Here is a 22247-nt window from a genome sequence, read left to right as displayed (position 1 = left end):
CATAGCCAGCGCACATCGGACAGGGTCTATGCACCCACCCCGCACGCCCTGCGAAGATACGGGGCGGTAACCGAATTCGCGCAGTCGAGCATTCCGGTAGGAGCGCCCTCGTAAAGCACGCGGCCGCCCGCGCTTCCGCCCTCGGGGCCCATCTCTATGATCCAGTCGGAAGCAGCGATCATCTCCATGCGGTGCTCTATCATGATGACCGTGCTGCCGCGCTCGACCATGTTTCCGAAGAGCGCGATAAGGCCCTGGATGTCGCGATAGTGCAGGCCAGTCGAGGGCTCGTCGAGCACGTAGACGCCCGCCTTCCTGCCAAGCTCGCGGGCGAGCTTGAGGCGCTGGTTCTCGCCTCCGGACATGCTCGAGGTCTGCTGCCCCAGGCGCAGGTAGCCGAGCCCCACGTCGCGGAGCTGGCGGAGCTTGCCGACGACCTTCCCCTGACCGGCGAAGAACCCGAGCGCCTCGTCGACGGTAAGCTCCATCACGTCCTCGATGGTCTCGCCCCGGTAGCGGTACGAGAGCGCCTCGGGATTGAAGCCGCTGCCCCCGCACTCCTCGCAGCGGATCTCCACGGGGTCGGCGAAGGCAATCTCGGGCTTGACGGAGCCGCGGCCGCCGCACACGTCGCAGGCTCCCTTGGAGTCGTTGGAGAACCACGATGCTTCGACGCCATTCGCCTCAGCGAAGAGCCTGCGGATCAGGTCCATCGCTCCGGTGAAGGTCGCCGGCGTGGAGCGGCTCGATGTCCCGATGGGCTTCTGGTCGATGACGACGACGTCGGGATAGCGCCGCGCGAACTCGTGGCGGACGAGGCTGCTCTTGCCGCTGCCCGCGACGCCGCAGACGGCGGTGAGCACGCCCTTGGGGATGCGGATGCTCACGTCCTTGAGATTGTGAATGCAGGCGTGCTCGATGTCGAATGCCTCGGACCAGGATCTCGGACGCTCGTTGAGCCTCGCCTTCCGGACCAGCGCCTCCGCCGTGAACGTGTCCGCCCGCATGAGGTCCCGCACGCTGCCCTGGAAGACCACCTCGCCGCCCCTCTCGCCCGCAAGCGGCCCCAGCTCGATGACCTCGTCTGCCAGCCCGACGATGTCGCGGCTGTGCTCCACCACGAGAACGGTGTTGCCCTTGTCACGCAGGTCCACGAGCAGGCGCGAGATGCGCTCGGCGTCGGCGGGGTGAAGGCCCGCCGTGGGTTCGTCGAAGACATAGGTGACGTCGGAGAGGCTACTGCCCAGATGGCGCACGATCTTCAGGCGCTGCACCTCGCCGCCGGAGAGCGTATCGGTCCGCCGGCCCAGCGTGAGATAGCCGACTCCCACACGCACCATGTTCTCCAGCGTCACGGCGATCTGGCCGGCAATGGAGGCCCCCACGGGGCTTTCGATGCCGCGAAGCCAGGCGAGCAGCTCGTCTATCTGCATGTTCTGGACGTCGGCGATGTTGCGCCCGTTGATCTTCGATGCGAGGGCGGCGGGATTGAGCCCCGTGCCTCCGCAGGTGGGGCAGGGCGCGTCCTCCACGTAGGTGGCGATCTCGTCGCGGAGCCCCTTCTTGAGCTTGGAGATGTCGCGGTTGACGTACAGCCGCAGGAAGCGCGGGACGACGCCCTCGTAGTCGTTGTTCCACGTCATGCCCGCGCCGTTACCGTGCATCACGATGTTCACGGGTTCGTCTGCGCCGTACCTCAGCAGCTCCCACTCGGAGTCCGTGAAGTCGCGCAGGCGCTTGTCGGGATCGAGGTAGGGGTTCTGGGTGTAGAGCACGCTCTGCCAGCCGGCGGCGAACTGGCTGAACGTGAGGCCCCCGTCGCGCAGCGTGCCGCCAAGGTTGAAGAGACGGTCCTCCACGAGCGTGAGGCGCTTTCCCAGGCCGGTGCAGTCGGGGCACATGCCGTGCGGGTGGTTGAAGGAGTAGGCCATCGAGCCGCCGGCAGAGGGTTCGCCCACACGGCTGAACAGCAGGCGTAGGAGCGGCGCCGCATCGATGGCGGTCCCCACCGTGGAACGCGCGTTCGCCCCGTACGCGCGCTGGTCCACCACCACGACGGGCGTGAGATGCCCTATGGACTCCACCTTGGGGCGCTCGTAGTGGGGCATCTTGTTGCGGACGAACAAGGGGTAGCCCTGCTGCCATTGCCGCTCGCTTTCAGTTGCGATGGTATCGAAGGCCAGCGAGCTCTTGCCCGAGCCGGACACCCCGGCGAGTACCACGAGCTTGTCCTTCGGGATGTCCACGTCGACGTGCCTGAGGTTGTTCTCGCATGCGCCGCGCACTTCGATCGCGCGGCTTTCCCCTGCTTCCCTCATACGATGCCCTCCTCCTCGAAGCTCTTCTCCAAGGCCTTGTGGAACTCGCCGTAGAGCCGTGAGAGCTGCCTCAACTTTTCCGCTCCCATCGACGCTACGGCTCGCTCCTCTGCGGAGCGCATGCGCGCGACGGTAGATGAGACAAGCTCCATTCCGGCGTCCGTGAGCGCGATGACCTTCTTGTTCCTCGTGCCGGGGATCATCTCGAGCTCGACCGTTCCGCTTTTGGAGAGGCTTGAAACCGCGGAGTTGATGGTCTGTTTGGGAAACGCCATCATCTCTATGAGCTCTTGCTGCGTGAGGGGCTCGTCCGAGAGGTGGAGATAATAGAGGACCCACATCGAGCAATCCGAGAGGTGGAGATTGCGCGAGGCCCTGCGATACAGGGCGTCGAACTGCTTCTCCGTCGCCCCGATCTCGCTGAGAAGCCGGCTCTCCTGCCTTTCCATCTGCGGCCCTCCCTCAGTAAGTGTCCGTTTTCGGATACTTTATAGCCCGAATCGGGAATCTCGTCAACACGCGAGAGCTTGAGAGAGCGAGTTGGGGCCATATTCCGAGAGGACGCCGTCTTCTCGACGTCCGTTGCGCTTACTGCACCTTACTGAGGCCTAATGAGCAACGCCGGCAGCGATGTCCTCGCCGCCGGGGTATCCTTTACTCGTATGCACGACCACTTGGACGGCGTGGGTTGTTGTACCCAAAAGCCTAGCTCAGGCTATTCCCGCTCGATCGCTCCTGCCGGCTTGCGAGCATGCATCCTGTAGCATCCATCCAGGATATGCCGCATTCAAGCGTCCTGGCAACCTGAGCCCTCCTCGCTACAAGGACGAAAGGCTTTCTGTCGCCGCAGCGCAGAAAGAGTCGATCTCGTCTTCCGTGTGTGCGGCGCTTACGAACAGCGCTTCGAACTGGCTGGGCGCGATGAGGAGCCCACGTTCGAGCATGCCCGCGAAGTAGCGGGAGAACGCGTCAGTATCGCATGTTGCCGCATCGTCCCAATTGCGCACGGTGCGGTCGGTGAAGAACAGCGTCGCCACGCTGCCTGCACGGTTGACGGTAGCGGACGCGCCGGACTGCTCGATCGCCGCAACCAAGCCCGCTTCCAAACGCGCGCCCAGCATCTCGAGCCGGTCGTACACGCCCGGCTCCTCCAGCGCGCGAAGCTGGGCCAGGCCCGCCTCCATCGCTACCGGGTTTCCGGAAAGCGTTCCCGCCTGGTACACAGGCCCCGTCGGGGCAAGCTCATCCATGATGTCGGCACGGCCCGCGAAGCATCCCACCGGGAACCCCCCGCCGATGATCTTGCCGAACGTGCATAGATCCGGCATTACGCCGTACAGCTGCTGCGCCCCGCCCAGGGAAGCGCGGAACCCGCTGATCACCTCATCGAATATGAGCAGCGCGCCGAATTCGTCGCACAGGTCGCGCAAGCCCTGCAGGAACCCCTCCGCAGGCGGCACGACGCCCATGTTCCCTGCGATGGGCTCGACGATGATGCAAGCGATATCCCGGGGATTCGCCTCGAGCGCCGCCCGCGCCGACGCGAGGTCGTTGTAGCGCGCGACCAGCGTGTCCGCGGCGGCGCCCGCCGTGACGCCCGGCGTTCCGGGAATCGAGAACGTGGCGACCCCGCTGCCCGCCGACACCAGCAGCGCATCGGAATGGCCGTGGTAGTTCCCCTCGAACTTGATGAACTTGTCGCGGTGCGTGTATCCGCGCGCCAAGCGGATGGCGCTCATGGTCGCCTCGGTCCCGCTGGAGGTCATGCGCACCTTCTCGGCGGCGGGCACGAGCTTCACGATCTCCTCCGCAAGCGCGATTTCCGCCTCGCACGGGGCACCGAAGCTCATCCCGCGCGCCAGCTGCGCCTCGACCGCATCGATCACCGCCCGGGGCCGATGCCCCAGGATCATCGGTCCCCAGCTGCAGATGAAATCGACGTACTCGTTGCCATCGACATCCCACACGCGGCTCCCCTGCGCGCGGTCGTAGAACACCGGCGTCCGTCCCACGTTCGCGAACGCCCGCACGGGGCTGTTGACCCCGCCGGGAATCACCTGCTTCGCCGCTTCGAAATCAGCTTCCGACCTGCTAGTTGCCATAGGTACGCTCCCCTACGAAATATCTCATGGAACACTTCTTGTACTCGTGCGTCGTGTTGAGCACGAACCGCTCGTTGAAGGGCACGCCCGCTTCGTTCAGGGCCTCCTCAAGCTCGGCGATTTGCCGCGATTCCTGCTCGACGGTCTTCGCATGAATCATGGCATAGATGTTCGCGCTCCACAATCCCTGGCGCGGGCGGGCATAGCAATGGCTCACGAATACCTTCTCCTTGAGCAGCATGCCGGCACGCTCGACGTGCTCGTCGGGGATGTCCCAAGCGGTCATGCAGTTGAATCCGAATCCGATAACCTGGTGACGGACCATGGCGCCGAACCTGCGGAGGGCGCGGGCGGCGCGCAGCTGCCGCAGCCGCAGCAGCACCTGCTCCTCGGTCGCATCCTCGCGCGTTTCCGCGGATATCTGGCGGGCTCCCCGCTCGAAGGGGAAATCGAGCACCTCCCCCTCGCTCGAACGCGCCATATCGTCCTGCGCCCACCGCACCAAGGCGACGTCGAAGGGATTGCCGGAGTCGAACGGAACCGCTTCGACCTCCTTGTCCTCGCGCCGCAGTGTCGAATCGATCGAATCCGCCTTCCCGGATAGCGCGCGCTGCTGCCTACCGAAGTCCCCGTTGATCTTGAAGATCCGCAGAGCCGGCATGTCGAGCAGATCCTCGCACCCCGAATCCCGCTTGATCTCCGCAAGTATCCGCGCACGGACCTCCGGGCTTGGCGTGATCAGCGTGAACCACAGGTTGTAGCGGTTCTCGCGCCCGTAGTTGTGCGTGATGCCCGTGTACCGGTTGCACACGTCGGCGGCCGCCTGCACGCGTTCGGGGCCGCCGGGAACCGCGAGCGCGCACAGCGTGCTCGTATAGCCCAGCCGCCGGGAATCGAACGAGCCCCCGGTCCTCCGTATGCTCGCATCGGCATACAGATCGACGACCGCCCGCTTCACCTCGTCGCGGTCGAGCCCGAGTTCTGCGGCGAGCTGGCCGTATGGATCGTGGACCAGGGGGAATCGGGATTGGATGGCATCGAGCACTTCCTGTTTGGCATCATCGACGACCATTCTCGCTCCTTAGGACGAAAGGTGCAGGCCCCATGCGGTTCCATGGGCTTTTGATATTCCTTGATCGGGGCGTCGCCCGTGGAGAAAAGCTTCTAGACGGCTCCATCCGCTTCCCCGCGCGCCCTCATCGAGCGCGGCACGTAGGCGCAGTACGGCTCCTCTTCCATGTAGTCGCCGGTAGCGGAAAGGGCGCGCGCACGGCACCCGCCGCAGACGGCCTTGTACTCGCAGGCGCCGCACTTCCCCTTCAGCTTGCCGAAGTCGCGCAGGTCGTTGAACACCGGCGAGTTCGTCCAGATCTCGCTGAAGGGCGTCTCCTTCACGTTTCCCAGCTGCATATCGAAGTACCCGCAGGGCTGCACATCGCCGGTATGGCTGATGAACACGAACGTGATCCCGCCGAGGCAGCCGCGCGTCATGGCCTCGGTGCCGTATTCCTCGGCGGTAACTCGGCTGCCCTCCTCGCGCGCCTTCTGATGCGCGATGCGGTAATACTGGGGGGCGTCCGTGGGCTTGAAATGCAGCGGGCTCGTCTTCGATTTGTAGTATGCCCAGGTGAGCACCTCTTCGTATTCCTCGGGCGTCAGCTCGATATCGCGCAGGTTCTCACCGCGTCCCGTGGGCACCAAAAGGAACGGATGGAACGCAACCGCCCCCAAATCCTTGGCGAGGCCGTGCATCTCGTCGAGCACCTTGGCGTTCTGCTTGGTGACGGTCGTGTTGATCTGCACCCCCACGCCGTGCTGCTGCGCCAGCTTGATCCCCCGCACGGCGTCGTCGTAGGCGCTTTTCTGGCCACGGAACGCATCATGGCGCTCGGCGTCGGGGAAGTCCAGCGACACGCTCATACGGGTGATCCCATGCTCCTGCATGTTCCGCGCGATATCTTCGGTGATGGTGGTGGCGTTCGTGCCGATGACGGGCATGCAGCTGCGATCCCGTGCGTAGTCGATTATCTGCCAGATATCGGGCCGCATGAACGGCTCGCCGCCGGTGAGGATGAGGATGGGGTTGGTGATGCTGGCGATATCGTCGATGAGCGCTTTGCACTCATCGAGCGAGAGCTCGCCCGGATACGCCCCGAATTCCGCCGCCGCGCGGCAATGCGCGCAGGACAGGTTGCAGCTGCGCGTGATCTCCCACGCGACGATGCGGGGGGCCTTGATGCCCGTGCGCTCCTGATACGCCAGCGCCGCCGCACCGCCCCCGGGGCGGGCGCCAGCATGGCTGCCGGGATGCCCACGCGGCGGCGCAGCGTCGGACGCCCTGCGTTCGCCACCCCTTCCCTTCGTCCATTCCGGCCGCTTTCCCGATTTGGGAACCCACGAGGGGTGCCCGCCGTGCGGCCGGGACCCGTCGTCGATCTTCCCCGCGGCCTGCGCGGCATCCTTGGCATCGAGCATCATCTGCCCAAGGCGCATGTTGCGTTCCCCACTCACCGACGGCTCCTCTTATTCGGCCAGCCAGCGGGCGGCATCTTTGGCATGGTAGGTGATGATCATGTCGGCACCTGCCCGCTTGATGCCGCAGAGCAACTCGAGCACCACGCGCCTCTCGTCGATCCATCCGTTACGCGCGGCCGCCTTGACCATCGAGTATTCGCCGCTCACATTGTAGGCAGCCGTGGGGAAGCCGGTTTCCGCCTTCACGCGCTGGAGCACGTCCAGGTATGGCAGCGCGGGCTTCACCATCACCATATCGGCGCCCTCGGCGATGTCGTAGAGCGCCTCGCGCACGCCTTCCTGGGAGTTCGCGGGGTCCATCTGGTAGGCGCGCCGGTCGCCGAACGACGGCGTGCTGTCGGCGGCGTCGCGGAACGGCCCGTAGAATCCGCTGGCGTATTTGGTCGAGTAGCTCATGATGGGCACGCGCTCGAATCCGGCTTCGTCGAGGGCCCGCCGCATAAAGCCGATGCGACCGTCCATCATGTCGCTCGGGGCCACCATGTGCGTCCCTGCTTTCGCCATGCTCACGGCCTCGTTGGCCAGCAGCTGAAGCGTGTCGTCGTTGTTCACGTAGCCGTCTGCGTCGAGCTTGCCGCAATGGCCGTGGCTCGTGTATTCGCACATGCACACGTCGCAGATGATGTACATCTCGGGAGCCTCAGCGCGGATGATGCGGCACGCCTCCTGCACGATGCCGTGCTCGTCCCACGCCGATGACCCGAGCTCGTCCTTGCTCGCCGGGATCCCGAAGAGCAGCACGTAATGGATGCCCAGCTCGAGCAGCTCGCGGATCTCATCCATCAGCATGTCCAACGACACCTGGAACACGCCCGGCATGGAGGCGATCTCGTCGCGCCTGCCCTCGCCCGGCTTCACGAACAGCGGATAGATGAAATCATCCGCCGAAAGCACCGTCTCGCGGATCATGTTTCGCGCCAGCTCGCCATCGCGCATGCGGCGCGGGCGGTAGGCGGGGAATTTGCCGTACTCCATCGAACCCATCTTCCTTCCAACAACGCGCCGGCAGTCCAGCCGCCGGCGCGGACGAACCTAGTTTTCGTATGCGGGCGCCTCGACGACGCGCTTCTCGGGGTCGTCGGCGTGCTTCGCGATCTCCTCATCGGTCAGGTAGCATGCGGGATCGGGAGCCCACAGATCGCCCGTGGCCGCCTCCGCCCGCACGCGGAAATTGCCGCCGCAGATGTCGAGCCAGCGGCACCCGGCGCAGCGGCCTTTCACCCAGGGGCGCTTGTCCTTCAGGCGGAACATCAACTCGCTTCCCTCGGTGGCACGGCTCACGTCGCTCCAAATCTCGCTGAAGGGGCGCTCCTTCACGTTGCCGAAGCTGAAATGCCGCCAAAACTGGTCGGCATACACCTCGCCGTCCCAGCTGACGCACCCGATTCCGTTGCCGCTGCTGTTCCCCTGGTTCCATTGCAGCAACTGCATGACCTTGGCCGCACGCTCGGGATCCTCCTTCAGAAGCTCCATGTACACGAACGGGGCGTCGGCGTGGTTGTCCACCGTCAGGATCTCGGGCGTCCCGCCGGCGTCGAACCACTGCTTCGTGCGGTCCATGATCAGGCGGACCGCCTGGCGCGTCTCCCCGTGGTCCAGATCCTCGTCCATCATCTCGGTGCCTCGACCGGAATACACCAGATGGTAGAAGCAGGCGCGGTTGATGTTCTCGCGCTGCATCAGGTCGAAGATGTCGTTGATCTCGCGCCAGTTGTGCTTGTTGATGGTGAAGCGCAGCCCCACCTTGATGCCGGCTTCCTGGCTGTTCTTCAGCCCGCGCAGCGCCATGTCGAAGGCGCCGTCGACGCCGCGGAACCTATCGTGCGTGGCCGGATCGCCGTCGAAGGAGACCCCCACGTACGAAAGACCCACCTCGGCGAACTTCTCGGCCATGTCCTTGCTGATGAGCGTGCCATTGGTGGAGATCACCACGCGCATCCCCTGCTTCTTCGCATGATGCATGAGCTCGAGCAGGTCGGGACACACGGTGGGCTCACCGCCGCTGAACAGCAGCACAGGGGCGCCGAATGCTGCCAAGTCATCGATCATCGCCTTCGCCTCGTCGGTCGAGAGCTGGTCGTAGGCCTGCGCATCGGATTGCGCGTAGCAATGCTCGCACTTCAGATTGCAGGTGCGCGTGCAGTTCCACACCACCACGGGCTTCTTGTCCTTGCTGAACTGCAGCAGGCCGCTGGGCAGCTCCTTGGACATGCGGCGGTAGCGCAGCACGTCCGCCGGCTCCACGGCACCGCAATAGAGTTTGGAAATACCGATCAACTTGCTTCTCCTTCTCGGTCATCGGGCACGCGGGCAGACCCCTCGGATGCGAATCCGCCCGATGCGCAATCTATTCGTCGGCGAGCGCCTCTTCGACGGTTCGCGCGAGGGCGGGGATGGTGTATTCGGGCGCCTCTGCCGAAACAGGCAGGCCGAGGCTGCGCATCGTCTCACTCGTGACGGGGCCGATGCTCGCGCCCACGACTCCCTCGACGAGGTTCGCACGCTCGCCCGGCGCCGCCCGGTCGAGCAGCGCGGCGAAATTGCGCGCGGTCGAGGAACTCGTGAACGTGACGGCATCGACCGATCCGGCACGCAGGCGATCAACCAAATCGGAGGCCTGATCGGACTCGGCGGGCATGACCGTGTCGTATACGGGCAGCACGTCCACCCGGACGCGCGCCCCCTCCAACAGCCGGGGCAGGGCGTCGCGGGCGGCTGCCGCGTGGGGAATGAGCACGCTGGCCCCCCCGCCCACACCGCTCGCGCGAAGCGCCTCGACGACGCTTTCCGCAACGAAACGAGGTGGGACGAGGTCGGCGGCGATGCCATGCGATGCGAGCGCCGCCGCCGTGGCGGGACCGATGGCGGCAACTTTCACGCCGCCGAACACGCGGGCGTCGCTTTCTGCCTCCTTCAGCATGTCGAAGAAGCACGACACGCCGTTGACGCTGGTGAACACCACCCAATCGTAGGCCTCCCGAACCGCTGCGGCATCGCTTGCAAGGCGGGCGATGGCCTCCCTGGCCCGCGCATCGAGAGGCCGCGGCGCAATCTCGATCGTGGGGAACTCAACCACCTCGGCACCCGCGTCCCGCAGGCGGGCGGACAGCGCGCTCGCCTGCTCGCGCGAGCGGGTGACCACGACAGTTTTGCCGAACAGCGGCTTCTTCTCGAACCAGTTCAGCCGGTCGCGCAGCGCGACGACTTCGCCCACCACGATGATTGCCGGCGCCTTGAATCGGGCGCGCTCCGCCGATTCCACCACGGAGTCCAGCGTGGCGACCAGCGTCTCCTGCCGCACCGTGGTGCCCCAGCGGACCAGGGCGACCGGCGTGCTTCCCGCCCGTCCCGCCTCGGTCAGGCGGCGCACGATGAGGGGGAGGTCCCGGATGCCCATGTAGAAACACAGGGTATCCGCGCCTTTGGCGAGGCTCTCCCAATCGATGGCGGATTCGTTCTTCTCGGGCGTCTCGTGCCCCGTGATCAGCGCGACGCTGCTCGCCACATGACGATGGGTTACGGGGATGCCCGCATACGCCGGCGCGGCAACGCCCGCGGTCACACCCGGGACGACCTCGAAGGGGATGCCCTCCGCGCGCAGGGCGAGCGCCTCTTCCCCACCGCGTCCGAACACGAAGGGATCTCCGCCCTTCAGCCGGACGATGGAGCCCTTTTCCATCCGCGCGAGCTCGACCAGAAGATCGTTGATCTCCGGTTGGGTCACATGCCGGGAGAAGCCCTTTTTCCCCACGAAATGCCGTTCCGCGGCGGGCGACGCGAACCTGATGACGGCATCGCTTGCCAGGTAATCGTAGACGATCGCGTCCGCCCGCTGCAGCAGCTCCTTCGCGCGAAGGGTCAGCAGGCCCGGGTCGCCCGGTCCGGCTCCGACAAGGTACACGCACGTATCGCTCATCGCAGTTCCTCCAGAATCTCCTCGGCGCCTTGCGCGACCAAATCGTCCGTGATGCGACTCGCGACATCCAGCCAGCCGTCGCACGCCCCCTGGCCCGCGGCTTGCAGGAAGCGCGATCCGTCGAGCGAGCTCACGAACGCGGTCATGGCGAAGACGGCACGGTCCCCTTCGCCCGCGATGCCCGCATGGGCACCCATGGGAACCTGGCATCCGCCCTCCAGCTCGCGCAGGACGTAGCGCTCCGCGGACACGCATCGCAGGGTGGAATCATTCGTGATCGCCGCGCATAGCCGACGAACCTCGTCGTCGCCCTCGCGGGCCTCGACGGCGATGGCCCCCTGGCCAACGGCGGGAATCATGGTGGCAGCGGGCAGGACCTGCGCGATGTTCTCATGCAGCCCCAAACGGTGCAGGCCGGCGGCGGCGAGGATGGCCGCGTCGAACTCGCCCGCCATCACGCGGCCGATGCGCGTGTCGATGTTGCCGCGCATCTCGCACGTTTGGATATCGGGGCGCAGGCGCTTCAGCTGGGCGATGCGGCGCAGCGACCCCGTCGCCACGCGCGCTCCGGCTGGCAGGCCCTCAAGCGCGATGCCCGCAGGTCCCACCAGGGCATCGAAGGGGACGGCGCGCTCCGGCACGCCGAGGATCGCCAGGCCGTCGGGCAGCTGCGTGGGCATGTCCTTCATCGAATGCACGCACAGATCGACGCCGCCGCGCATGAGCTCGCGTTCGAGCTCCTTGGTGAACAGTCCCTTGTCCCCTATCTTCGACAGGGCGACATCCAGGATTTTGTCGCCCTTGGTATGGATGACGCGGATGTCATACTCATACTCGGGCGCTCGCTCCGCAAGCAGGTCGCGCACGTGGCTCGCCTGCCAGAGCGCCAGCTTGCTGCCGCGGCTCCCCAGGACGATCTTCCTCTTCGTCAACCTATTCCTCCTTCGCCTTCGCAACCTGCTGCGCGTACGCCTGCACGCGCGCCAGGGGAATCCGGTCGGTCGGCATGCCGCCCTCGGCGTCAAGCGAATCCAATATATGGCGGCACATGGCGATCATGTCCTTGCGGCTCAAGCTCCCGTTCAGTCCCGCGATATGGGTATTGCGGGGAATCGGATGGGGCGGCATACCGCCCTTCGGCGAGCGGGGGCCGCCGATCGCGGCCATGTCATCCGAGATGGAAGCGGCATGCTCCACCATCTCGCCAGGATTCGAATAGCCATACAGGTAGCGCACCGCCTCGACGCATTCGAAATCGCGATTGTGCGCGGCGCTCTGCTTCATGCGCACCGTCGGCTCGTGCAGCATCTTCTTCACGATGGCGCGCGTTGCCGCATCAAGGGAGGCGCGATCGTCGTCGCTCAGGTCCACCGTGAGCTTGCGCACCAGATGGTCCACCTCGGACACGCGCATGGTTTCCGCATCCGCGCGCATCCGTTTGATGGTCGGCGTCACCGCATGCTCGGCGACCCACAAAAGGAAGTTCCGGGTCTCGTTCTCGACGATAGCGCGGGCGGCATCGGCGGCTTTGCGGCGCTTCCGCTGGTTTTCGCTGATGATGCGACCCAGGTTGTCGAGGTCGTACAATGTCACGCCCGGAACGCCGGCGCAGGCGGGATCGACATCGCGGGGCAGCGCGATGTCCAGGATGAGCAGATGTTCCTTGCATCGTTGCAGCATGGCGGGTTCGATGATCGTGCGGGGCGCCGCCGTGGACGAGATGACGATATCCGCATGGCTCAGCAACTCGGGAAGATTCTCGTACGGCTGCGCATCGCCGCCCAGTTCCTGGGCGAGGGTGCAGGCGTGGGCGAACGTGCGGCTGCTGACGATGAAGGATCGCACGCCCAGTTCGCGCAGGTAACGCGCCGCAAGCTCGCTCATCTCCCCCGATCCGACGACCAAGACGGTCTTATCGTCGAAGATGTCGAATTCATCGCGCGCGACATCGATCGCGACCGTCGACAGGGAGATGTGGTTCTCGCTGATCGCAGTTTCGTTTCGGACGCGCTTGCCGCAGGACAGCGCTTGGCGGAACAGCCGCGCGAGGACCATGGTGCAGGTACCGGCCTGCATGCTCTTCTTGAAGGCCTCGCGCACCTGCCCGGTGATCTGCTGCTCGCCTAGCACCATGGATTCCAGCGAGGATACCACGCTGAACAGATGGTGCACCGCCTCGAACCCGTTGCGCTTGTACAGATGGCCTTCGAACACGCTGCGGTCGATGGAGTTGAACGATGCGATGAAATCGCAGATCTGCTCGTGGGCGGCACGGGAATCGTCGGTATCGACGTAGATTTCAGTCCGGTTGCATGTGGACAGGATGACGGCGCCGCGGATCGCGGGCTGCTGGGCGAGCACGCGGTCGGCGCTCTCGCACCTCACATGCGTGATGGACACGGCCTCGCGCACGTCCACTTCGGCGGTCTTATGGGATAGGCCGACCATATACACTTGCATGCTAATCCTCCCGAGCTGCGCGGACCGCTTCAGCATAGGCGTCTTCGGCCGTGATATCCTCGCCTGCGGCCAACCGCTGCCGGAATCCGACGCGGGTCGCGGCTTCGAAGATGGGCTTCCGATGCTCCTCTTGGCCTTCGATGCGCTGCTTCACCAATTGGCGCATCTCATAGAGCAGGTCGAGGTACGCCTCCCAGCTCTCATCGTACTCCTCCTCGAGGTGGCGCCGGATGTTCTTCGCCTCCGTGCAAGCCGACCCGTTGGTGGACACCGCGATCTGCAACCTGCCGCGGCTCATGAACGACGGGAGGATGAAATCGCACTCCGATGGAACATCGGCAACGTTGAGCAGGCAATTCCGCCGACGGGCCTCGTCGTGGACGCGGGCATCCTCCTCGGGCTTGCCGCACGTGCATATGGCCAGGAAAGCGCCCTCCAGATCGCCGGGCTCGTACACGCGTTTTCGCAGCTCGATCCCGCCTTCCGCAGCGAGCCGGGCAATGGGATCGGTGACCTCGGGGGACACCACGCGCACGTCCGCCCCGAACTCGAGCAACGTGGCTATTTTGCGTTCGGCGACCGATCCGCCGCCTATGACGACGACCCGGCGCTGGTTCAAATCGACAAAAATCGGATATCCCGCACCCGTGCGGGAGCCTTCCCCTCGCTTGCTTTGCATGGCGCTCCTCCGCTCTTCCTCCTGCGCTGCAAAAAGCAACATGAGCGTAGAGTATGCCGTCCGTCCGCCCGCGCCTGCCGGAGGGGCTTCGAATGATGCACAGACTACGATACTCCACGGGGGGTAGCAGCGCAGAAGGGATAACCCACCGATGGTAGACGCCCGAATGGGCGTGTCCTCTCTCTCCCGTGCTTACGCGCCTGCGGCGGTCGTCTTGGAATCGGAGGCCTTCTGGGCCGCGACCGACAAGGCGACGTTGGACAGGTCAATCTCCTTGCCCAGCCACTTGGTTTCGATCACGCCGATCACGCCGTTGGACGAAATCGTATCGAGAGCATTGGAAACGGCCGTCTTCAGCTGGTCGTTCGAAGTGGACAGGCCGATGCTGTAGCCGCCGACCTTCTGAAGGGAGCCGACGATGACCGCCGACGAGCCCGAGGTGTGGGCGACGTACGAGCCGATGACGGCATCCGAGGCGACGTACTTCACCTTTCCGGACTCGAGGTCGGAGAAGGCCGTCTTCAAATCGGACACGCTTTGCACCGTCGCAGCCGTGAACTGGTTCGTCGCCTCCCAGGAGCTCAACGACGTGGCCTGGGCCTCGATGGTGGTCTTCGAATCGGAGATGGGCATGCCGGCGTCCGCGGACTGGGCGAACAGGACCACGGCCGTGGGGATGTACGTATCGGAAAGCCACGCGGTGGCCGAGGTGTCGGACTGGCTCATGTTCATGACCACGTCCACCGTTCCGTCGGTGAGGGCGCCTCGAGAATCACTCCCCACGTCCACCAGCTCGAGATCGAGCCCCATCTCGGTCGCAAGCGCCGCGGCGATGTCGACGTCGATTCCCACGAGCCTGCCGGAAACCTGGGTGGAGAATGGCGCGTTCGATGAGTTGACTCCGACGCGGAGCACGCCATCCTTGCCCAAAGCGGGAGATGACACCGTCGCCTGCTTCTTTTCGGGCGAATAGGCAGACGAGCTTGCCAGCACCTGGCAGCCGCATAAGCCGAACGCTATCACGCACATGGCCGCAGCAGCGGCAATTGCCATTAACCGGCGCTTCATAAGCAAGATCCTCCTTGACCCTCACCGTCGTAGTTTCGCGGCTGACCTAGTCTTTGCCCCCACACTCGCGCACCGGGGCTGAGCTTGCACCATCACCCTCTCGCCCGCGCGGCACCGTGCCGCATGATGTAAACGGGCGGTGCGACTTACCTCTAGAATGCGCCATGCTCACGGTTGCCCGCTTACGTGGATCCTTTCGGCCGCATCTGCCATGGAATTGAGATGCGACGAGCGCATCTCGCAACTACAGCCCGCGAAAAACTCTTGAGATTGTATCAGAAGGAACTGCACCGTTGCCGAATTGCCGTATAAATCCTTCCACCCGCGTGAGCGGTGGAAGAGTAAGGGGTGGAAGGCGGCGGAAAAGCTAGCAGACGCGTGCGAAGGCCGCTCCGTACACGCAGCCGACCCCCGCATCCAGCAGGGCCCGAGAGGCCGCCGATATCGTCGCGCCCGTCGTGACCACATCGTCCACCACGATGACCCGCTGCGGCGGAGCTAGATGGACGGCGCGCCGTGCCCGGACCGCCGCGCCCAGGTTGGCGAACCGCTCCTTGCGGGAAAGGGCGCGCTGGTCATGGGCATCCGGGGGAAGGAGCAATTGAACAAGGGGCGCCTTGAGCAAACCGGCCGTATGGCGGGCGATCTCCTCCGCATGGTCGAACCCGCGTCTGCGGTGCGCTTTGCGGGTTGCAGGCACGAAGGTGATGGCGGCCCCCTCCAGCCAACCCGGGGGTATCGCACTCGCGATGAAGTAGGCGATATCCGCGGCAAGCCGCCGCTCCCCCGCATCCTTGTAGACGCGAACCACCTGTGCGCTGCGGTCGTCGAAATGGACCGCGCATGCCAATCCCCGGTAGGGAACGCGGACGTAGCCTGCCTCTTGCAGGACCAGGGCGTTGCATTCCGTGCATTGGTACATCCCCCATGGAGCGCCGCACCGCGGGCAGGATTTCCAGTAGTCCACGAAAGCGAGCTCTCCTTTGCACCGTTCGCAGAGCACTTCGCCCGGGGCGTCGCATATCGCGCATCTCGTCGGCCAGAGCACCTCGGCAAAACTGAGGGCCATCGCCTTCGCATACGCGACGGCTCCCTCGTCCCGCAGTGGCGAAAGGGCGGGGGAACCTGCATCCCTCTTGAATCTATCCCCCTGATCCAAGCTCCCCCTTTCGCCTGTAGACAGGATACCGCCGCGGCGTCACCCCAGAAGCCTCCGCCCCCGGGCGCAAGCACCCCGCGCCGATCCCGTCCGCATCACCGGAACATCCCCGCCCCGACCGCATCCTGCACTCTGCGACAAAAGGACAGGCGACAGGTGACAGGCAACCGTATTGTTTGTCACACGGAATCGCGTGACAAACAATACGGTTGCCTGTCACCCGCGGTTGCCTGTCACCCGGGAGAAGCTCGCTGTCATTCAGCGGGGGTCGAATGTCCGCTCTTCGGAGTCCACATCAAAATGTGACAAACAATACGGTTGCCTGTCACCCAATCTGCGCATGCAGCGATAAAAGCCTCTCGAGATGAAGGGGCAGAGGCGGTTCGATGGAAGCGGGATCCGCCAGCGCTGCGCTAGCGCTGCTGGAGCTGCGCGGTCGAAAACTCGTTCACGTTCACGGAGACGCTGTGCTTGATGGGCTTCCATTCGGGCTTCATGAACAGCGCTGCGATCGCAATGGGGATGTAGGTGATCATGAAGAACGGGAAGGTGAACAGATAGCGCACCTTCTTGGCCGTGCTGGTGTGGATGTTGTCCCATTCAGTGAATATGGTGAGGACGCCGTTCAGGAACATGAACAGCATGTAGCTTGCCAAGCAGAAGACAATCGACGACAGGCTGGATGCGATCATCTGGCCGGTGGACATGAGCCCCATGAACGACAGCGCGATGATGATTGCGTTGAAGATGATCATGACGATGGTGAGCAGCATGCCGGGGGCGATGGTCATCAGCATGTCGTAGCAGGCGAATCGGCGGCCCTTGCCGTTCCTGAAGATGCCGCGCACCAACCCGGCACCGTAGTTGCCGAACACCTGGTAGAAACCCTTCGCCCAACGTTCGCGCTGGTTCCACGAATCGCGGAACGTCGTGGGTTGCTCATCGTAGAGCACGGCCGTGGGACAATAGGCGATGCGCCCGCCGTCGCAGATGGTGCTCGTGGAGAACTCGATATCCTCCGTCAGCAGATGCCATTTCCAACCGCCTGCGCGCTCGAGCACGTCGGCGCGGATGAAGAAGCCCGTCCCGGACACCGCGCAGCTGGTCTGCAGTGTCAAGCGGCTCTGGTTGATGTACTTCCCCTCGCGCAGGAACCACACGCCGTAGCCCGCGGAAATCCAGTTGCTGGCGAAGTTCTTCGAATTGCGGTAGCTGGTGCTTGCTATGGCACCGGAATCGAACGTGTTGTTCATCTCGCGGAAATAGTTGACGTCGAGCACGTTGTCGGCATCGAACACGAAGTACGCCTCGTAGCCTTCATCGCCGTAATATTGCTGGATACGCTTATAACCGTAATCGAGCGCGTATCCCTTGCCCTTCTGCTGAAGGTTCTCGCGCTCGAACACGTTCGCCCCCGCCAAACGCGCGACCTCCGCGGTGTTGTCCGTGCAGTTGTCCGCGATGACGAATACGTCGATCTTGTCGCTCGGGTAATTCTGCACGCGGATGCTGTGGATGAGGTCCCCGATGACGGCGCTTTCGTTACGCGCGGAGATGAGGACCGCAAACTTATGATCGACTTGGGAGATGTGCTTCGGCGGACGGCGCGTCAACGTGACGAACACGTAGAACAGCTGATATGCGTAGCAGCACGTGAAAACGATGAACACGCAGAAGTTGAAGACGTCGACGAACGACACCTGCGCGAACATGAGGTCTATCACATTGCCTCCTTTGCCGGACCGAAGCGCCGGCGGCCGTGCCGCCGAGCGTGTCCGCGGTCATTCCTTCCACGGGAACGCCAAGACGCGCATGTGGGGAATCCCAAACCGCAAACGTATGAAGTATAGAGGGATTCGGCGCCCCATGCGGCGTCATTCATCGATTTTCACCATACCGTGGCTCGCAAGCAGGGTGATTCCAGGTGCAGTGCATACCCACCCCATACCCTCTCCACAATATTCGGGTCGGGGAATGCGGCGAACCTTTAGAAGAACACGCTCGCCGCATGAGCGTAGAAGCCATCGGAGCTGTATCGGAGCAGCGTGGTGGGAACGGAGCCGCGGACGACCCGGACGCGCTTGGCCGGGTTCTCCAAATCCTCGAGAAGACCGTCCACGAACAGCACCGCCTCCCTATCTCCGTCATCATCGCCCATGGCGACTTCGACGACGTCGTTGGGGTCGGTGAGAATCGCCCGCGACATCAACGAGTGCGGCGCGATGGGCACGACGATGAGGCCCTTATAGCCCGGCGCAACCAGCGGCCCACCCGCCGACAGGGCATAGGCGGTCGACCCCGTTGCGCTGGAGACGACGACCCCGTCTCCCCTCACCCGTCCCATCTCGAATCCGTTGAAAAACATCTCGAAATGGACGATGCGCCCTGCGGGCCCACGCGCGATGGCGACCTCGTTCAGGGCGAAGTACGAACGATGCCACGCTCCCGCCGCCCCGGCGCCCTCGAAAGCATCCTCGTCGTCGCCTTCGCAGAGCACGTCGATCCGCAGGTTCGCGCGCTCATCGCGGGCGATGTCGCCCGACAGCGCCGACGCGATCGCCGCGATGACGCCCTGCTCCACGCGATTGGCCAGAAAGCCCAGATGACCGTAGTTGATGCCCAGGATCGGGGTGCCTTCGGCGCTCGCCAGATGCGCCGCGCGCAGCATGGTACCGTCGCCGCCCAGGGCGACCACCAGATCGCACCCGCGCACCGGCTCGCGGCCGCCTTGCAGGCTGGACACGAGCACGCAATCGAACCCCTGCGACGCGCAGTAGGCGGAGACCAGCATCGAGGAATCGACCGCCATCGCGTTCGACGCGTTATAGACCACCACGATGCGCATACCGGCCCCTTCCCTCGGCCCCGTCCAATCCGAGAAGTATACCAGCATTGGAAATTGTGGGGGCATCGCGAAAGCAGCCCGTGCCGGGCGGCGCGCGCTGCTACCATGCACCTTATGCCTGAAGAGGAACAACATCCATCCCACCCGACAGATGCGAGCGTGGTGAAGAACACCGGTCTGATGACCGTGGGCACGTTGCTCTCGCGCATCACGGGCCTGGCGCGCACCTGGGCGATGGCCTTCGCGCTAGGGAACACGCTGCTCACCAGCGCCTACCAGGTCGCCAACAACCTCCCCAACGTGCTGTACGACCTGGTCGCCGGTGGCTTTTTGGCGACGGCGTTCCTCCCCGTGCTGCTACTGGAGAAGGAGAGGTACGGCAAGCGCGGCGCCAACCGCTACACGTCGAATATCCTCAACATCACGCTCATACTGCTGGGAGCGCTCTCGATCCTCTCGTGCGTATTCGCCGATGCGGTGGTCACCACGCAGACGTTCACCGTGGGCGAAGGCGCCGAAGTCCATCGGCGCACCGTGCAGTTCTTCCAGGTTTTCGCGTTCCAAATCGTATTCTACGGCCTAGGCGGCGTGATCACGGGCGTGCTCAACGCGGAGCGCTCGTTCTTCCTCACCTCCATCGCGCCGGCGCTCAACAATTTCGTCGTCATCGCAGCGTTCATCGCCTTCGCCCTCATCCCCGACCAGGAGCTGGGCATCGTCGTGCTCGCCATCGGCACCACGGCGGGCGTCGCCGTGCAGTTCCTCATCCAGATCCCTGCCTTGATCAAGACCGGGTACCGATGGGAACCGTATCTGAAGCTGAAGGATCCGGCGATCATCGAGACCATCAAGATCGCCCTCCCCTCCCTCATATACATCGTCGCGAACCTGGTCGCATACACGTTCCGCAACGCCTTCAGCCTCTCCGCGGCGGATAACGGGCCCTCGGCCCTCGCATATGCCTGGATGTGGTATCAGCTGCCGTACGGCATCGTCGCGGTCTCGCTGTCGAGCACCATGTTCACCGAGATGAGCGACGATGTGGCCCGCGGCGACATCGCATCCTTCCGCAACCACGTGCACCGCGGGCTCGCCGGCACGCTCTTCCTCATCATCCCGCTCACCGGCATGCTGTTCGCCCTGTCCGAGCCGCTTTTCCAGCTGTTCCACGCGGGCGCGTTCGGCGGCTCAGACGTGACGCAAGTATCCAACCTTCTGCGCGTATGGGTCCTGAGCCTGCCCATCTACTCCGTGGGCATGTACATGTACAAAGCATTCGCCAGCCTACGCAAGCTCATGACGTTTGCGGTCGTCAACTGCGCCATCGTGGTCCTCCAGCTCATCCTGTACGCGGTGCTATGCCAGCCCGGCGTGCTGGGGCTCTACGGCGTGCCGGTGTCCGACATGATCTACTACACGCTGCGATGCGCTGCCAGCATCGTGCTCTTGCGGCACTATGTGGGCAAGGGCGGCGCCAACGCCGTCTGGCGCACCGCCTTCCTCACGGTAGCGGCCACCGCCGTCGCCGTCGTGGCGGATATCGCCCTGCTCGCCGGCGACCCCCTGCTCTCCGCGACCATCGGAGCGGCAATCGGCCATATCGGCGTCGCCGTCGTGGAGATCGCGATCTGCGGCATCGTCGGGCTGGGCATCGCCTTCGGCTTGACGAAGGTGTTCAATGTCGGGGAATTCGCCACCCTCGCCCGCATAGCCTCCCGCCTGCGCCGCCGCTAAACAGCGTACGTGGCCCCGGAGGCCCGCCGCATTCCGATTTCATCGCATTCCAAAGACGGCGCCTCCGCCTTTTCACTCTGAACGCCATCGCATTTAGGATTTCATCCGAAGGCAGCCCGGCGGTCCGTCTTACCCGTTCGGCTCGGTGACCGGGCGCTTGTAGCCCGGTTCGACGCTGATCAATTCGGGGCCGTCGGGCGTGATGGCGACCGTCTTCTCGAAATGCGCGGCGGGTTTGCCGTCGGCGGTGCAGACCAGCCAGCCGTCGGCGCCTTGCACGGTCGAGCATGTCCCCATCGCGACCATCGGCTCGATCGCCAACACCATGCCGGCCTTCAGCTTCTTCCCCCAATGCCGGTGCCCGAAATTCGGCACCGGGGGGCTCTCGTGCATGTCGTGGCCGATGCCGTGCCCGGTGTATTCCCTGATAACTCCAAACCCCGCGCTTTCGGCGACCCTCTGGCAGGCATGCCCGATATCCCCGATGCAGCGCCCCTCCCGGGCGGCCGCGATCGCGGCCCACATGCTCTGCTCCGTCACATCGAGCAGCCGCTGCACCTCCGGGGACACCTCCCCCACGGGGAACGTCCAGGCATTATCCCCCGCCCATGAACCGACGGAGGCTCCCACGTCGATGGAGACGATATCCCCCTCCTTGAGCACGGTCTGGGAACTGGGGATCCCATGGACGATCTGCTCGTTCACGGAAGCGCAGATGCTGCCGGGAAATCCCCCGTACCCTTTGAAGGTGGGCACGCCGCCGTTGCCCCGTATGAACCTCTCCGCGAATCGGTCGAGTTCGAGCGTGGTGATGCCCGGCTCGACGCGCATGCCCACCTCGCGCAGCACGGCGGCGGACAGCCATCCTGCCTCCTTCATCTGGGCAACCTCCGCCCGCGTCTTCAATGCGATCATGGAAACCTCACTCGGCGATCAAATCGACGAGCTGCGCGCCGATGAGCTCGGCAAGCGCCTCGCCGTTCACGATGATCTGCTCGCCACGTTCGCCCGCGCTCACGTATATCTCGTCATAGAGGATAGCGGTCTCATCGATGAACGTGGGGAACCGCTTCTTCATCGCGAGGGGGCTGCAACCGCCACGCACGTACCCGGTTACGGCGGTCAGCTTCCTCAGGGGGAGCATCTCGACTTTCTTGTCGCCAGCGGCGCGTGCGGCCTTCTTCAAGTCGAGGTCGGCGTTCGTAGGTATGCAGCAAACCAGGTAACCGGTGCGCTCGCCGCTGAGCACCAACGTCTTGAAAAGCATGTTGGGGTCTTGCCCGAGCTGCAGCGCCACATGCATCCCCGAAAGGTCGCGCTCGTCCACCTCGTAGGCTGCGCTGCGGTACGGAACGTCTGCGGATTCCAGTTCTCGCATCGCATTTGTCTTGTGAATCTTAGCCATGGAACCAGTTTAGCCCAATTGACGGA

General features: G+C 64.4%; 18 protein-coding genes. 1 reads left to right on the top strand and 17 read right to left on the bottom strand.

Annotated features, from left to right (window positions below; all coding sequences use genetic code 11):
• Positions 1-26: 26 nt before the first annotated feature.
• The 15 genes from NOV21_RS02440 to NOV21_RS02370 all read right to left on the bottom strand — a co-directional run bounded on the left by NOV21_RS02440 (position 27) and on the right by NOV21_RS02370 (position 19082).
• A complete protein-coding gene (locus tag NOV21_RS02440; protein ID WP_283171184.1) occupies positions 27-2318 on the bottom strand; it encodes an ATP-binding cassette domain-containing protein in 2292 nt (763 codons plus the stop codon).
• Positions 2315-2767 carry a MarR family winged helix-turn-helix transcriptional regulator gene (locus NOV21_RS02435; protein WP_283171185.1) on the bottom strand — a complete coding sequence of 151 codons (453 nt, stop codon included), beginning with the start codon at positions 2765-2767 and terminating at the stop codon, positions 2315-2317. The genes NOV21_RS02440 and NOV21_RS02435 overlap by 4 nt, the downstream gene beginning before the upstream one ends.
• Before the next feature lie 369 nt (positions 2768-3136).
• The gene (gene hemL, locus NOV21_RS02430) at positions 3137-4420 is read right to left on the bottom strand and encodes a glutamate-1-semialdehyde 2,1-aminomutase (RefSeq protein ID WP_283171186.1); all 1284 of its coding nucleotides are present in this window, start codon (positions 4418-4420) and stop codon (positions 3137-3139) included.
• The gene (locus NOV21_RS02425) at positions 4410-5492 is read right to left on the bottom strand and encodes a hypothetical protein (protein WP_283171187.1); all 1083 of its coding nucleotides are present in this window, start codon (positions 5490-5492) and stop codon (positions 4410-4412) included. Before NOV21_RS02425 ends, hemL begins: the two co-directional genes overlap by 11 nt.
• Positions 5493-5584: 92 nt before the next feature.
• A complete protein-coding gene (locus NOV21_RS02420) occupies positions 5585-6931 on the bottom strand; it encodes a radical SAM/SPASM domain-containing protein (protein ID WP_283171188.1) in 1347 nt (448 codons plus the stop codon).
• 12 nt (positions 6932-6943) lie between these two features.
• A complete protein-coding gene (gene hemB, locus NOV21_RS02415; protein WP_283171189.1) occupies positions 6944-7930 on the bottom strand; it encodes a porphobilinogen synthase in 987 nt (328 codons plus the stop codon).
• Between the two features lie 57 nt (positions 7931-7987).
• Positions 7988-9232 (bottom strand): 12,18-didecarboxysiroheme deacetylase, encoded by a 1245-nt coding sequence (gene ahbC / locus NOV21_RS02410; RefSeq protein ID WP_283171190.1) that lies wholly within the window; start codon positions 9230-9232, stop codon positions 7988-7990.
• 70 nt (positions 9233-9302) lie between these two features.
• Positions 9303-10871: a uroporphyrinogen-III C-methyltransferase gene (cobA, locus tag NOV21_RS02405; protein WP_283171191.1), complete on the bottom strand. Its 1569-nt coding sequence runs from the start codon at positions 10869-10871 to the stop codon at positions 9303-9305.
• Positions 10868-11803, bottom strand: coding sequence for a hydroxymethylbilane synthase (gene hemC / locus NOV21_RS02400; protein ID WP_283171192.1), 936 nt, complete (start codon positions 11801-11803; stop codon positions 10868-10870). Before hemC ends, cobA begins: the two co-directional genes overlap by 4 nt.
• A 1-nt stretch (position 11804) precedes the next feature.
• Complete coding sequence (gene hemA / locus NOV21_RS02395) at positions 11805-13331, bottom strand: glutamyl-tRNA reductase (protein ID WP_283171193.1); 1527 nt, start codon at positions 13329-13331, stop codon at positions 11805-11807.
• A 1-nt stretch (position 13332) separates the two neighbouring features.
• Positions 13333-14010, bottom strand: a complete 678-nt coding sequence (locus NOV21_RS02390) for a precorrin-2 dehydrogenase/sirohydrochlorin ferrochelatase family protein (protein WP_283171194.1) — start codon at positions 14008-14010, stop codon at positions 13333-13335.
• Between the two features lie 192 nt (positions 14011-14202).
• Positions 14203-15078, bottom strand: a complete 876-nt coding sequence (locus NOV21_RS02385; RefSeq protein ID WP_283171195.1) for a substrate-binding periplasmic protein — start codon at positions 15076-15078, stop codon at positions 14203-14205.
• A 367-nt stretch (positions 15079-15445) separates the two neighbouring features.
• Positions 15446-16147, bottom strand: a complete 702-nt coding sequence (locus tag NOV21_RS02380) for a ComF family protein (RefSeq protein WP_283171242.1) — start codon at positions 16145-16147, stop codon at positions 15446-15448.
• A 503-nt stretch (positions 16148-16650) separates the two neighbouring features.
• Complete coding sequence (locus NOV21_RS02375) at positions 16651-17961, bottom strand: glycosyltransferase family 2 protein (protein WP_283171196.1); 1311 nt, start codon at positions 17959-17961, stop codon at positions 16651-16653.
• Between the two features lie 263 nt (positions 17962-18224).
• A complete protein-coding gene (locus NOV21_RS02370; protein WP_283171197.1) occupies positions 18225-19082 on the bottom strand; it encodes an NAD(+)/NADH kinase in 858 nt (285 codons plus the stop codon).
• Between the two features lie 159 nt (positions 19083-19241).
• Here NOV21_RS02370 and murJ point away from each other — a divergent pair, with 159 nt between their 5' ends.
• Positions 19242-20816 (top strand): murein biosynthesis integral membrane protein MurJ, encoded by a 1575-nt coding sequence (murJ, locus tag NOV21_RS02365; protein WP_283171198.1) that lies wholly within the window; start codon positions 19242-19244, stop codon positions 20814-20816.
• 129 nt (positions 20817-20945) lie between these two features.
• On the opposite strand, the gene map is transcribed toward murJ, so the two are convergent.
• Both map and ybaK read right to left on the bottom strand, forming a co-directional pair.
• Complete coding sequence (gene map / locus NOV21_RS02360) at positions 20946-21731, bottom strand: type I methionyl aminopeptidase (RefSeq protein ID WP_283171199.1); 786 nt, start codon at positions 21729-21731, stop codon at positions 20946-20948.
• Between the two features lie 7 nt (positions 21732-21738).
• The gene (ybaK, locus tag NOV21_RS02355) at positions 21739-22194 is read right to left on the bottom strand and encodes a Cys-tRNA(Pro) deacylase (protein ID WP_283171752.1); all 456 of its coding nucleotides are present in this window, start codon (positions 22192-22194) and stop codon (positions 21739-21741) included.
• Positions 22195-22247: the final 53 nt, after the last annotated feature.

The sequence above is a fragment of the Curtanaerobium respiraculi genome, from assembly GCF_024609215.1.
Taxonomy (GTDB): Bacteria; Actinomycetota; Coriobacteriia; order Coriobacteriales; family Eggerthellaceae; genus Curtanaerobium; species Curtanaerobium respiraculi.
Note: the sequence above shows the minus strand (reverse complement) of the source record. Positions and strands in the feature narration are given on the sequence as shown.